The 14308-nt window shown below is 43.5% G+C and carries 12 protein-coding genes and 1 pseudogene; 10 read left to right on the plus strand and 3 right to left on the minus strand.

The genetic code is table 11. The annotated features are described in order from the left end of the window. The 4 genes and pseudogenes from F6J94_RS18605 to F6J94_RS18620 form a co-directional block, all read left to right on the plus strand. A pseudogene (locus F6J94_RS18605) lies at nt 1-390 on the plus strand (ATP-binding protein); the annotation flags it as partial. 65 nt (nt 391-455) lie between these two features. After that, a complete protein-coding gene (locus tag F6J94_RS18610) occupies nt 456-3458 on the plus strand; it encodes an ABC transporter substrate-binding protein (protein ID WP_293043206.1) in 3003 nt (1000 codons plus the stop codon). A gap of 260 nt (nt 3459-3718) precedes the next feature. Further along, a complete protein-coding gene (locus tag F6J94_RS18615; RefSeq protein ID WP_293043209.1) occupies nt 3719-7117 on the plus strand; it encodes an ABC transporter substrate-binding protein in 3399 nt (1132 codons plus the stop codon). Between the two features lie 60 nt (nt 7118-7177). After that, on the plus strand, nt 7178-8206 hold the full coding sequence (locus F6J94_RS18620) for a bifunctional riboflavin kinase/FAD synthetase (protein ID WP_293043212.1): 1029 nt from the start codon (nt 7178-7180) through the stop codon (nt 8204-8206). A 298-nt stretch (nt 8207-8504) separates the two neighbouring features. On the opposite strand, the gene F6J94_RS18625 is transcribed toward F6J94_RS18620, so the two are convergent. Further along, nucleotides 8505-8708 (minus strand): hypothetical protein, encoded by a 204-nt coding sequence (locus tag F6J94_RS18625; protein WP_293043215.1) that lies wholly within the window; start codon nt 8706-8708, stop codon nt 8505-8507. 288 nt (nt 8709-8996) lie between these two features. Between F6J94_RS18625 and F6J94_RS18630 the strand changes: the two genes are divergently transcribed. From F6J94_RS18630 to F6J94_RS18645, 4 genes are all read left to right on the plus strand, one after another. Further along, nucleotides 8997-9197 carry a hypothetical protein gene (locus F6J94_RS18630; protein ID WP_293043218.1) on the plus strand — a complete coding sequence of 67 codons (201 nt, stop codon included), beginning with the start codon at nt 8997-8999 and terminating at the stop codon, nt 9195-9197. Nucleotides 9198-9495: 298 nt separating this feature from the next. Then, complete coding sequence (locus tag F6J94_RS18635; protein WP_293043235.1) at nt 9496-10404, plus strand: MoxR family ATPase; 909 nt, start codon at nt 9496-9498, stop codon at nt 10402-10404. A 19-nt stretch (nt 10405-10423) separates the two neighbouring features. Beyond that, on the plus strand, nt 10424-10993 hold the full coding sequence (locus F6J94_RS18640) for a cytochrome C (RefSeq protein ID WP_293043221.1): 570 nt from the start codon (nt 10424-10426) through the stop codon (nt 10991-10993). 453 nt (nt 10994-11446) lie between these two features. Continuing rightward, a complete protein-coding gene (locus F6J94_RS18645) occupies nt 11447-11791 on the plus strand; it encodes a hypothetical protein (RefSeq protein ID WP_293043224.1) in 345 nt (114 codons plus the stop codon). 314 nt (nt 11792-12105) lie between these two features. Here F6J94_RS18645 and F6J94_RS18650 read toward each other — a convergent pair whose 3' ends face one another. After that, entirely contained in the window at nt 12106-12471 is a 366-nt protein-coding gene (locus F6J94_RS18650) for a lipopolysaccharide assembly LapA domain-containing protein (RefSeq protein ID WP_293043226.1), read from the minus strand. Between the two features lie 347 nt (nt 12472-12818). Between F6J94_RS18650 and F6J94_RS18655 the strand changes: the two genes are divergently transcribed. Together F6J94_RS18655 and F6J94_RS18660 are read left to right on the plus strand one after the other, a co-directional pair. Next, the gene (locus F6J94_RS18655; protein ID WP_293043229.1) at nt 12819-13625 is read left to right on the plus strand and encodes a PRC-barrel domain-containing protein; all 807 of its coding nucleotides are present in this window, start codon (nt 12819-12821) and stop codon (nt 13623-13625) included. 41 nt (nt 13626-13666) lie between these two features. Further along, entirely contained in the window at nt 13667-13792 is a 126-nt protein-coding gene (locus tag F6J94_RS18660) for a hypothetical protein (protein ID WP_293043232.1), read from the plus strand. Nucleotides 13793-14139: 347 nt separating this feature from the next. Here F6J94_RS18660 and F6J94_RS18665 read toward each other — a convergent pair. Continuing rightward, nucleotides 14140-14308, minus strand: a 169-nt coding sequence (locus F6J94_RS18665) for an ATP-binding protein (RefSeq protein ID WP_293043238.1), incomplete at its 5' end; no start/stop codon positions are given.

Below are 14308 nucleotides of genomic sequence, written 5' to 3' on the forward strand. Positions count from 1 at the left end.
TTGTTGATTGCCTTATTTAAGTTAAACGGTCGTCTCCATCATAACAAGCACTTTGACTTAAAAGGTATTGACGTAATCTTTAGCCAACACCAGCGAGAGTTAACTAACCTCGTCGAACAAGGGGTGATTACTAACCGAAAAGAACCAGGAGTGATGATCTGCCATCAAGACTTATTATTTACCTCATCCATTATGGAACGGTGGGTGATTCAGGAACTTTGGCAGACTAATAATCCGTTACTAGAAGATAGGCAAAAAGTCTTTCTCAATCTACTCAGCCATAGTCAAGCTCATCAAGTCACCGAGGCGATTAAGTGGATATCGCAACATCAAGACAAAATCAAGACTGCTTTGGCATGGGTGAGTAAGGTGTTAGCTGCATTTTCTTGACGTGAAAGGGCAGCTAACCTTGAGTGTTTTGGAGAAACGTTAAACAAATCATAAATAGTCCGCGAATGGTTAATAACTGCCGTAATCATCCTAATCCTTATATTATCGGGAGTGTAATCGATGATCCAGACAAGTTTTTTGGACGGGAGAGTCTGTTTCAGTTTATCGAAGACAACCTCAGGCAGAGGGTAAAGGTAATCTTACTCCATGGTCAACGACGAATTGGCAAGTCATCGATCTTGGCACAAATTCCCAAGAAAGTTGCTACGGATCAGTTTTTCTTTGTTAACTCCGATTTACACAGCTCTATTCACAAACCCTTGAGTCTTCTTATCCATGAATTGGCTCAAGATATTTGTGAGCACTTAGTTGATGACTTTGATCTAGAGCAAGATTATATTACCCCGCCCTCGGAACAAGAGTTAGACAAGGATCCAACTATTTTTGTTGAACAATTTTTGCCGAAAGTTTATTGGGTATTAAAAAGTAAAAATTTGGTAGTTCTGCTGGATGAATTTGATGTTTTAACAAACCCAAAGTCTCGCTCAGAATACCGATTTTTTCCCTATTTAGCTGACTTGATTAAACGGCACCATCAATTATTTATGATTGCCGTAATGGGGCGGAATCTCGATGATTTGCCCACTCTACTCCAGGTGTTTGGGAGTCCACCCTACCAAGAAATTGGTTTTCTCGATGAGTTCAGTGCTAGACGACTAATTACTAAACCAGCTCAGGGTGTGGTAACCTATGAAATCAATGCCATTAACGAAATTTACAAACTCTCCGCTGGGCATCCCTATTTTACCCAAGTCCTATGCTCTACTCTGTTCTCGAGGGCTAGGGAAAACCAAAACAGGAGGATTTATAGCGCAGATGTGGAGCTTATAGTTAAGCAGGCTATTGAAAAAGCTGAAGCGGGATTGGCGTGGTTGTGGGATGGGTTACCGATCCCAGAGCAAGTGGTATTTTCAGCGGTGGCAGAGGCTCAAAAAATAGCTATCTCACAACACCAGACGGTGCCAGAACACCCATTATCCTTCCTCAAGCGCTATGGTGTGATCCAGACCAAGTCCCTGTATGAAGCAGCCAAACGACTTCAACGCTACGGTTTCGTCGATGACACAGAACGTAGAGTAAAGGTGCGATTAGTCCAGCACTGGTTGGTTCAGTATCACCCACTACGGCAAGAGATACTAGCACTGCAGACTCTAGACCAAGACCGAACTAATCCGATCTATCAACTAGCCACTGCACGGTATCAACAAGGGCAAATTCAGAAAGCACTAGTGCTCTATGAAGAGGTTTTGCAAATGAATCCCAATCATTTTAGGGCTCTGTTGGCTCTAGCTCACGGCTATCTCCAGGTCAAAAATTTCAGCAAAGCCGTAGACGTATATACAAGAGTTTATAAAGTTAAGCCAGTACAAAGCAAAGAAGGGTTGTTGCGATCGCTACTAAATTATGGAGATCAGTTGATCGACCAACAAGCATTTACAAAAGCCAAGAGGCCTTTTCAGCAAATGCTGCACATTGAGCCTGATAAAAGATTAGCAAGGCAGAGGCTAGAACATATTGAAGCTAAAATCGCAGCTCCTAGTAATACACCTATCACTCCGGTTCCTAGCACCCCCAATCCTACTAGGTTAGGCATTGGCAAACTAGCAGCAGCAACTGTAGCCATAATTTCCCTAGTTGGTGTGGGATTTTATAACGTATCAACTCCCTGTCCAACCGGTGCCCAGAAAGTCTTCGGGATTAGATGCATCGCTACTCCTATTAGTCGAGGTGAGCACAGCTTATTTCCTACAATTGACAACACGGAAAAAATTGACCTTGCTACTGAAGCATTCCAAAACGCAAACTATTCCGAAGCAGCTAAGTTGTTTAAGGAAGCTTGGCAGGCTAATCGAAATGATCCAGAATTGTTGATTTACTACAACAATGCCCGCGCTCGTCAACAAGGGTTTGATCCATTCACTATCGCTGTGGTAGTGCCCATCGACCAGTCCAAAGATAGGGCAAAAGAAATATTGCGGGGGGTAGCCCAAGCTCAAGATCAGTTTAATAATTCAGGGGGATTAAATGGTCGATTCCTGGAAATTGCGATCGCTAACGATGGCAACAAAGAAGCCAAAGCCACAGAAATAGCTCAGGCTTTGGTTAAAGACAACTCGATCCTGGGGGTAATTGGACATAACTCTAGTGATGCCACTAAGGCTGCACTCCCCGTATACGACCAAGCTGGCTTAGCGATGATTTCCCCTACCAGCACCGGTACTGATTTAACCAGTCTTGATAAAAAGAACAACGTGTTCTTTAGGACAGCTCCTTCTAATCCAGCACTTGCCAGAACACTGGCTCAACATGTCAAAACTCAACCTGGCTTAGACAAGGTGGTAATTTTTTATGATTCTAACAGTGACTATAGTAAGGATCTCAAAGAAAAGTTTGAAACCCACTTTGAAGAGCCAGGGCATAAGGTGGTTCAGGAGATTGAACTAGACGATTCCAACCTGAATATAACTGAAAAACTCAGGAGCCTCTCTCAAGATCAAGTCAAGGCCGCCATCTTATTTCCGAGGGTAGAATCCATTCATACAGCTGTGAAAATTGCTAAAGACAACGCTAACCTAATCCCTAACTCCAACAACCGAGGTCAGCAAAGGCTGAAGTTGTTCGGTGGAGATACATTATATTATGATGAAACCTTGAAACAGGGTGGGCAAGCTTTTGAAGGGTTGACTCTGGTAGTACCCTGGTTTAGGGAAGCACCACAGGCAAAAAACTTTTCTACAGCAGCTAAGGAACTATGGCCAGGGGGTGTTAGCTGGTCTACTGCCATGAGCTTCGATGCTACTCAAGCCTTTATTCAGGCTTTGTTCAAGGACGCCGACCGAGAGATAGTTCTCAACAGACTCCGCTTTATTAATCTTGTACCCAGTGATACCTCCGAGTTCCGTTTGCAGTTTACTGACCAAGGGGAGCGTGAGAGTGAACCTGTCCTGGTGGAAGTGGTTGACGGTGAATTTAAATTAGTGTCAGAGCAAGACCAAGAGGGGGGTTGAAAAGTCACCGTAATCATCAAGCCTGGGGAAATACCACCTAAGTCCCTTTCACCAATACTGACTAAAAATACTTACTAAAATTTTAGATTTATAACCTGGGGAGGAAATATAAGGATTCTAAACATCATCCTAGGGAGTTGTCTATAAAACCAGTTATACAAAACCTCAATAATTGGATAGTATAGAGTGTGTAGTAAGTAAAAACAAGCTAACTAAAGCAGTAAACCTTATATCTCTATCTCTATCGGAGATGACAAAAAATGATTTCAACAGTTGCTAGAAATCCCTATGTAATTGGTCGTCCAATTGATGATAATGACCACGACTTATTTTGGGGAAGACGAAGCTTATTCCGGTTTATCGAGGATAACCTCAGGAATAAAACCAAGGTGATGATAGTCTACGGACAACGGCGGATTGGTAAGTCTTCCCTACTCCGTCATATTCCTACATCTGTAGACTTAGATAACTTTGCCTTTGTGCCCTTTGATCTGGAATCCTACCGTCACAACTCTCTTGGTGAGGTTTTGGAAGAACTGGCCACAGAAATCCTTGATAGCTTGGAACTAGACTCCCCTGAAATTTCCTTGCCTGACCCTACCGCCCTAGATACCGACCCATCGCTCTTTGCTAACCAGTTTTTGCCCCAAGTTTATCAAAGCTTGGGTAACCAAAATCTAGCATTATTGCTGGATGAATTCGAGACTTTAAATGCCCCAGATAATACCCCAGATAATCACCTATTATACCAGCATTTATTTCCTTACTTAAAATCCCTAGTTGCTCGACAGGATAATTTATATCTAATTCTTTGTGTCGAACAGCAATCCAAAGATTTACCGAATTTACTCCAGATATTCAAGGATGCCCCAACCCAAGAAATTGGCTTACTTGATCAACAAACTACCCAGGAGCTAATTACCAAACCAGCAGCAGGGTTATTGACCTACGAAACTGCTGCTATCGAAGCTATTTACAATTTATCAGCTGGGCATCCCTATTTTACCCAAGTCCTATGCTTTGCTATTTTTAGCAGAGCTAGGGAGCTAGAGCAGTGGCAAATCACCCCAGAAGATGTGGAAAACAGTGTAGACCAAGCCCTAGAAAATGCTAGTGCTGGTTTGGCAGGGATTAGAGCCGGATTATCTATTCCAGAGCGAGTAGTATTCTCTGCCTTTGCCGAGGCGGATAATACCGTTAACAATAGTTATAAAAATAGTTCAGATGGGCCATTACAGCCGTTTTCAGATGAATTGACCTCACTACCAACTGCAAGCCCCCTAAATCCCCCAATTCTGGGGGACTTTAACTCAGAAACCCCCCAAAGTTGGGGGGCTAAATTAGATCCCCCCCAGCCCCCCGCGCGGAAGGGGGAGCCATACTCAAAGTCCCCCTTAATAAGGGGGGAGCCATACTCAAAGTCCCCCTTATTAAGGGGGGAGCCATACTCAAAGTCCCCCTTATTAAGGGGGGAGCCATACTCAAAGTCCCCCTTATTAAGGGGGGAGCCATACTCAAAGTCCCCCTTTTTTAAGGGGGATTTAGGGGGATCTCAGAGTTTGAAGACACGCCCTAGGGGGGCGAAACTTGCTGTAACTCTGCTGGAACACTACGGCGTTATTCAAACAAATTCCTTAATGGAAGCACTAGACCAACTAGCGAAACGGGGTTTCTTAGATAAAACCAAACAGAAGATAACCATTGAATTTATCCGGCGCTGGTTGATTAAACGTTACCCACTTCAGCAAGAAATCCTAGAACTAGAAAAACTAGGGCAAGAGCAAACTAATCCCATCTATCAACAAGCCACTACCCAGTATCAACAGGGGGAAATTACCAAAGCCCTAAGGCTATATGAACAGGTGTTGGAACTAAACCCTAATCATTTTAGTGCTGTCTTTGCCCTAGCTGAAGGATATCTAGATAGCGGAAAATTTTACAAAGCGGTTACCTATTACAAAAGAGCCTATAAAGTTGACCAAATCTGTAACAAAGATGGGTTGGTGCGCTCCCTACTAAATTATGGCAATCAGTTAATCGAGCAACAAGAATTAAAAACAGCAAAAAAAAAGTTCAAGCAAGTCTTGGAAATTGAGCAAGACAATCTATTGACACTAGAAAAACTACTGGAAATTGAAGATTATGAAAAATTAGATAATTATGAAAAATTAGATAAAAATACTGATACCTCCGGGATGAATGGTGAGTTGAGATACGTCAGTAATTCTCAGAACCTTAGTCAAGGTAATTGGTTAGGTAAAATAGTAGCAGCTGTAGCAATTATTTCCCTAGTTGGTGTAGGATTTTATAACGTATCAAAGCCCTGTCCAACCGGTGCTCAAAAAGTCTTTGGGATTAGATGCGTCGTTACTACTATTAGTCGGGGTGAGCACAGCTTATTTCCTAGAATTGACAACAAGGATAAATTTGACAAGAAAACATTTGACCGTGCTACTGAAGCATTCCAAAACCAAAACTATAACGCAGCAGCTCAGGGTTTTTACCAAGCTTGGCAGGATAATCCCAATGATCCAGAATTGCTGATTTACTACAACAATGCCCGAGCCCGTCAACAGGGGTTGGAGCCATTCACTATCGCTGTGGTAGTGCCCATAGACCAGTCACAATCCACAGCAAAAGAAATATTGCGAGGGGTGGCCGAAGCCCAAGATCAGTTCAATAATTCAGAGGGATTAAATGGTCGATTCCTGGAAATTGCGATCGCTAACGATGGCAACAATCGAGACCAAGCAAAAAAAATAGCTCAGGCTTTGGTTAAGGACAAGTCTATCCTGGGGGTAATTGGACATAACTCTAGTGATGCCACTAAAGCTGCAATCCCGGTCTATGACAAAGCTGGCTTAGGGATGATTTCCTCCACCAGCGCCAGTAGTGATTTAACCAGTCGTGATGTCAAGAGAAACGTGTTCTTTAGGACAGTTCCTTCTAATCTAGAATTTGGGAAAAAACTGGCTCAACATGTCAAAACTCAACCTGGCTTAGACCAGGTCGTAATTTTCTATGATGCTGAAAGTGCCTATAGCAAGAGTTTAAACAAAGATTTTCAAACACGCTTTGAAAATCTAGGGGGTAAGGTGGTTCGGGAGATTGACTTAAACAATCGCGACCTGAATATAACTGAAGAAGTAAAACGCAGTCTCTTTGACGATCAAGTCAAGGCCGCCATGTTATTCCCGAGCGTGGAATACATTAATACAGCTGTTAATATTGCTAAAGCCAACGCTAACCTGAACCCTAACCCCAACAACCAAGATCAGCAAGGGCTGAGGTTGTTCGGTGCGTCTACTTTATATGAATATAAAACCTTGCAAGAGGGTGGGCAAGCGGTGGAAGGGTTGACTATAGCAGTCCCCTGGTTTAGGGAATCACGAGATGCCAGAAACTTTTCTACAGCAGCTAGGGAACTATGGAAAGGGGAGGTTAACTGGCGCACTGCCACTAGCTTCGATGCTACTCAAGCCTTTATTCAGGCTTTGTTTCAGGACGCCGATCGAGAGTTAGTTCTCGACAGACTCCGCAATATTAAGCTTTCACCTAATGAAACCTCTGGGTTACCGTTGCAGTTTAATAACCAAGGGGAGGGTGAGAGTGAACCTGTCCTGGTGCAAGTGGTTGACGGTAAATTTAAATTGAAATGAGTTCATAGGGCAATTAGCATCTGTTGCCTAGCAGCGGAGAAATATGTCAAACTATTAAGCGTGTGGATTACATCATCTCTAACTACTGCGTTAACACCAACCGCTGTTGCCCTTGGAAACTTTGACGGCGTCCATTTAGGGCATCAGCAAGTTATTGCTCCCATTTTGCCAAAGCCAGTTACGGCTCAAGCTCAAGCCCTGACATCATCCCATCTTGAGCAAATTAGTAACCCGGAAACCAGTAGCCCGAATCTAGACCCAAATCTAGAACTAATCTATCCCACCGTAGCCACCTTCAATCCCCACCCCCGAGAATTCTTTTCCGGTCAAGCCTGGAAGCTGCTGACACCACCAACGGAAAAAGCCCAACAGTTAAGTGTGTTGGGTGTGCAACAATTAGCCCTATTACCCTTCAACCGGGAGCTAGCTTCCCTGAGTCCCCAGGAATTCGTGGAAAAAATTTTAGTCGAGCAACTGCGGGCACAGCAAGTCAGTGTCGGAGAGGATTTTTGCTTTGGGTATAAGCGAGCTGGCACCGCAACGGATTTGGATGCGATCGCCTCCGCCTACGGTATTACCGTGCATATCGTATCCTTGTACAAACGTCAAGAGCAACGGATCAGTAGTTCCAGCATTCGCCAATCCTTAGCCGAAGGGGATATCGACAAAGCCAACCGATTCCTAGGACGGCCATACACCCTGATCGGAAGAGTAGAGAAAGGTCAACAACTTGGTAGAACCATTGGATTTCCCACCGCTAACCTCCACTTACCCCCAGACAAATTTTTACCCAAGCTCGGGGTTTACTGCGTCGAAGTCTCCCATACCCCTGAACCCTCTCACCGAGACACCAATTTATCTTCCCATCCTGGTGTCATGAATATTGGTATGCGCCCCACCGTCAAAGGCACCAGTTTAACCGTCGAAGTTCATCTATTCGATTGGTCCGGAGACTTATATGGCCAAACCCTAACCGTAAGCCTCCAGAAATTTATCCGCCCCGAACAAAAATTTTCCTCCCTAGACCAGCTCAAAGCCCAAATTCATACAGACTGTCAAGCAGCTAGGGATTTTTTTGGGGGAATGTAGAATTGAGAATTAAGAATTAAGAATTAAGAATTGAGAATGTAGAATTGAGAATTGAGAATTAAGAATTAAGAATTTAGAATGTAGAATTGAGAATTAAGAATTTAGAATGTAGAATTAAGAATTAAGAATTAAGAATTTAGAATGTAGAATTAAGAATTAAGAATTAAGAATTTAGAATTTAGAATCGGGAATCGGGAGTCGGGAGTCGGGAATCGGGAGTTGGGACTGAGATCAGTAACTGCCTTGTTCTTGTTCCCCCCTTATTAAGGGGGGTTAGGGGGGATCACTCATCAGGGGTTTAGGGGAGGCTAAGCGATTCTTGATTAGAATTCTGTAGTTGCTCAACGGACCAGGTGATGCGATCGCTTCTTTGGTGGTAATGCGATCGCTTCTTTGGTGGTAATGCGATCGCTTCTGTATTGGTGATGCGATCGCGCTTTTGTTTATGCGATCGCGCTTTCGTTTCCTTTATGCGATCGCTAATCCCGCAGCAAAACCCCAAGACCAAATCAGTTTGACTGGTGGTGCGTTACGGTGCGGACTATCCCAACACTGGTTACGAGGAGGTTGAACATGCTGGCAAGCCCGCCCCTAACGCACCCTACCCGATTCCCGATTCCCGATTCCCTACTCCCTACTCCCCCAAAAATTTACAAAACTTTTCAAAATATGCTATAATTAAAAAATTTTTGTGCTATACTAAAAATGGAGATACAAAAGTAAGAGCCAGCCCGAAGATGTTCACGCCGAAGGCTGGCTCTGGCTCCCCTTTAAAGGAGATACCTCAATTATGTCTTATCGTCCCAGCTTACACCCGTGGGTGGTGATTCGCCTATTGCGAGGCAGGCCACCATTAGTTTTCGCTCGGTTCTGGAACCCTTCTGATGCTAGGAGCTATTCCCAAGCCATGAAACATCTCATGCCTGATGGGAAGTTTTTAATTTTTCTTGATATAAGTCTACCCATGGAGGAAGAAGAGTCTGAATCTTAGGGGTTTATGCTCATGGGAATCGGGAATCGGGAATCGGGAGTCGGGAATCGGGGTAAGAAACTTGAATCGACCTCATAAGTATGATAAACCCGATCAAAATCTTTCCCATCTCCCCAAAAGCCTTGCTAGCTTATAGGAGATAGGGCATGTTCTAAAACTGATAGCGGTTTTCATATTAATGAAGTACACAAACCGATGTTTGCCCTGCTCCCTGCTCCCTGTTCCCTGCTCCCTGCTCCCAGATCCGCTGTTCCCTAAAACCAAAGACTTTGTCCCTCACCCAATTGAACACTGCTATATGAGAGAAAGAATTGAAAAGCTCCAGGAAAATCTCGGTCGTGTGATTGTTGGTAAAGCAGATGCCATTCGTATAGTGATTGTGGCCTTATTGGCTGGGGGTCATGCCTTGCTCGAAGATATCCCTGGTGTGGGCAAGACACTGCTAGCGAAATCCCTAGCCCGTTCCATAGATGGCAAATTTCAACGTATTCAATGTACCCCTGACCTCTTACCTACCGATATCACCGGAACCAATATCTGGAATCAGCGCAGTGGTGAATTTGAATTTCTGCCAGGTCCAGTATTTACCCATGTCTTGCTAACCGATGAAATTAATCGAGCCACACCCCGGACCCAGTCAGCCTTACTAGAAGTAATGGAAGAGCAGCAGGTCACCGTAGATGGGCGATCGCGTCCTGTACCTCAGCCCTTTTTCGTGATTGCCACCCAAAATCCCGTGGAATATCAAGGTACCTTCCCCTTGCCAGAAGCCCAAATGGATCGATTCCTTTTATCCTTATCCCTAGGTTATCCCACAGAACAAGAAGAACTCCAGATGTTGCAACGCCATCTAGAAGGCATGATGGTTTCCGAGCTCACCCCCTGTATCACCACCGATGAAGTATTAGAATTACGGAATCTTTGTCACCAGGTGAAAGTAGAACGGTCACTACAAGAGTATATGCTCAATTTAGTCAGAGCATCCCGTTCCGCCGAAGATGTCACCTTAGGAGTCAGTCCTCGCGGTACCATTGCTTTACAACGGGCAACCCAGGCACTAGCCTTTGTGGAAGGTCGAGATTATGCCATTCCAGATGATATCAAGTTCCTGGCACCTTATGTACTGTCCCATCGTCTCATTACCTCGGGGGGGCGTCGTGCTCAGCCCATTGTTGAGCAATTGTTGCGCTCTGTACCAATTCCTTAAAGAGTGTTGTGTGTGAGGTATGTCCAAATTTTTGAAGTCAAGACACCCAAGGCGAAACCGTAGACGTTCAGCTTGGGTTCTATTATTATTGTTGATTTTTTGGAGTATTAGCATAGGATGGGGACTGGAGCGAGCCGTAGGATATACGATTGAGCCAGAAACAGTTAGTTCCACCCCCACCGAATTAATCGCATCAATGGACCCAGTGTCCAAGCGCTACAAATTAGGCAAAGAACTTTACCTAGAAAACTGTTCCCGTTGTCACATTGCTTTGCCACCAGAAGTATTGCCTACCGAAACCTGGCGTCGGTTATTGTTAGAGCCACAGGAACATTATGGTACCCAACTCCGAAGACTGCTTGGTCCAAGTTTATTGCTGACCTGGCAATACCTGCGAGATTTCTCCCGTCCCCATAACAAAGACGAAGAAGTACCTTATCGTATGACCCAATCCCGTTATTTCAAAGCCCTACATCCGCGAGTGAAAATTCCTCGACCCTTTGGGGTTAAAACCTGTGTTACCTGTCATCCCAGTGTCGCAAACTACGATTACCGCACCCTGACCCCAGAATGGCAGGATGCCCCTTAATCCGGTGATGGGGAGGTGGGGAGGTGGGGAGATGGGGAGATGGGGAGATGGGGAGGTGGGGAGATGGGGAGATGGGGAGGTGGGGAGATAGGGAGATAGGGAGATAGGGAGATAGGGAATTATAGCACTTTCTAGTCTAATCAGATACACAAGATTTTTTCACTCTTCCCGATTCCCGATTCCCGATTCCCTACTCCCTACTCCCTACTCCCTACTCCCTGTTCCGGTGTGCTACAGGCTATAACATTGTGTTACAATTACTACAAAACGAATTTAACAATTTCTTTATTATAGAGTGTATAGCACTTCTATAGGATTGGTGAACAGTCACAGTTCTTATCCAGAACGCAGAACACAGAACAAAGAAAAATCTACTCATCTCGATGACCTTGGCTCGAAAGGTTGAGATCACTGGCAAAAAGAATAACTGGTAAAAAGGAAGGTATTAAACCTATGAAATACACCTTTGAAATCTTAGGAGTATCTCCTGTCCTAGACTTTTTCAATCATCAACAGACGTTGAGTCAGAGAAAAGTTCCACCAAGGCTGAAATACTTAGGTACTTATCAGTGTACCCTTGATGCTTTAATTGAATCAGCTGAAACCCTTCCCTCCCAGGCAGATTGGAGCCTAGATCAAGCTGTAGACAGTGTGATTCAATTCTGGATGAATCACCCAGAAATAATCAGTTATTGGAAACAACGATTAAATGATGCTGGTAAGGATAATTTACTGGTGTCAAGGGTGTCAGATTTTGAATCATTAAAAACTGAGTTGGAATCTTTGCTAGGTAGTTAAAATTAGGTAGATAAAATTAGGTAAGCTATCAGCTATCAGCTATCAGCTATCAGCTATCAGCATATGCGCTACGCCCACGCTACTTGAGGTGCTTTTTAAGAAAAGAGATAAGTATTCGTTTAATCTCTTTTACTTATGCTGATGTACTTTTATGTTGACTTTCAATTCTCATTAATCTCGAACTATTAAATTTTACCGTTTGCGCATTGCCCATTGCCCATAGGCGCACCCTGCACAGGGTTTATTTTAGCTGACGACCCCTGACCGATGTTCGCGCAGCGTGGGCGTAGCGCATATGCTTAACATTTTTCCAGCTATTGCGGCTCAGATTCTGCTGATGAAGCACCTATGTTACTTTTCAAACTATCTTCTAAATACTCTATCCTTTTGCGTTGATTATCAATATTTCCTATTGTTTCATTATAATCCTGCTCTAACTCATTAATCCGTTTCCTTTGCCGAGCTAGTTTACGACTTTGGTTAATTAAAGTAGGTGTGGAGATTAATAAACCAGTTAAACAGCCCATAGATAGAGTTAAAAGAATTACTATAGATAAAGGTTCTTCTATAGTCCAAACTCCAAAGTTTACCGACACAATTTCTTTATTTTGAAGGGCGAATAATATCGCTGCTATAGCTAAGCCGATCACAAAGCCTGAAATCAAAAACAATAAGCGCATAGTCTCTACTCACTCCGTGGTAATCCTCTAGATCAGACTTGACTAAATCATGACTAAATTATTGTAAGCTAAAGATAGAAAAAATCACAGAGGGGTACACAAGCAGAATCTGAAGCTTAAGCAAAGACTCTAAGGAAAGACTATGGAAGCATAGTAGCTTTCTGTATTGTCCGATCAAGGATATATACTTCCCACAGACATAAACTCAGCTTTTGGTTTAACTGTTGAACGTAAGCTCTAAGCTCGAGGTGGTGAGGGGCTGAGGGTCTGATAGCTTACCTCTCAAAGCCTTCTGTGTCTTTTTCCGACCGCGATCGCCAGTTCTTAACTATTGGATACATGAACAGATGTCTTTATTATTTCTCCAAGCCAAACCGATCAAGCAGAGCCAGTTACTCAATCGTCTAGTATTAGAGCGTCAGACCACCGAAGAAATTGGTCATGTCGATCAACTCTTGTTGGACTATCAAGCTCATCGAGTTGTTGCCTTAAGGTGTAAGTCTGGATTACTTGGGACGAAAAAACGGTACTTTGCTTGGGGTCAAATAGAGAGTATTGGCACCGATAGTATTCTCGTCAACACTAGCAAACATCACAAAACTCAAGAGAACACCGAGTCTTGGGATTCCCTGATCGGACATGAAGTGTGGACAGATGCGGGTAACAAAATTGGTAAGCTAGTGGACTACTTGCTCAAACCCAAAAGCGGTACTGTAGTTAACTATCTCTTCTCCGACGTTGGCTGGCATGGGGTTATGGATGGTATGTATCTACTCCCACCAGTAGCAATTTCGAGTATTGGCAGCAAGCGGGTAATTGTACTGGATGCAGTTGCTCAAAATAGTAAACAGTATGGGGAAGGAATTAATCAAAAAATTGGTCAAGCTACAGACCTGATCAAGGAAGATTATCAAAAAACTGTCCAGGAATTTCAAGCTGTCAAGCAAAAAGCTCAACATATACCAGAACAGTTGAAAGATAAAGCCCAATCAGTCACTGAACAGTTGAAGGATAAAGCCAAATCTACCACCGCACAGTTCAAAGATAAAGCTCAATCAGTCACTGAGCAGTTGAAAGACAGAGCCAATGCTACTACCGCACACTTAAAGGATAAAGCTCAATCAGTTACCAAGCAGTTGAAAGACAAAAAATAACTGGAGTATAATGATTTTTGATCAGGGGATAATTTCTGCCTATGGCTGTTAATTGGGAATTGGGAATTGGGAATTGGGAATTGGGAATTTTTCATTTTCCATTTTCCATTAACGTAAGTATTCAGCGGTCAGCGGTCAGCGGTCAGCCGTTGGCCTTGGCCACGTAGCTGAATGCTTACCTTTTGCCTTTTGCCTTTTGCCTTAAAAGGATAAGCTTTATCCCTCACCAAAATAATAATTTCTATAAGTATTTAACGGAACTATATATGATGGCTTAAAAATACCTTTTACCAACTATAGCGTTTATCATAGCTATGAGGTACACATTATTTTTTCCCTCTTCCCTCTTCCCTCTTCCCATATCCGCTGCTCCCTGCTCCCTGCTCCCTGCTCCCTAAAACCCAGAGATTTGTACCTCATGGGTATAAGACTTGCTATATATTAGTCTTCGGAGCTTCGCATCTTATGGGGATTTGCGGTTAAATAAATCAATTTTTGTAAGTCATACTAACCACTAACGAAGCAATGGTAAAGATACCTTAATACGAGTACCTACACCTATTTCACTTTCCATAACTATTTCACCTTGATGGTGTTCCACATAACTTTTTACAATTGATAAGCCCAATCCAATTCCCCCTATGGAACCGATATTACTCCCGCGACTAAAGGAATTAAATAAC

This window comes from Moorena sp. SIO1F2 (assembly GCF_010672755.1).
Classification (GTDB): domain Bacteria; phylum Cyanobacteriota; class Cyanobacteriia; order Cyanobacteriales; family Coleofasciculaceae; genus Moorena.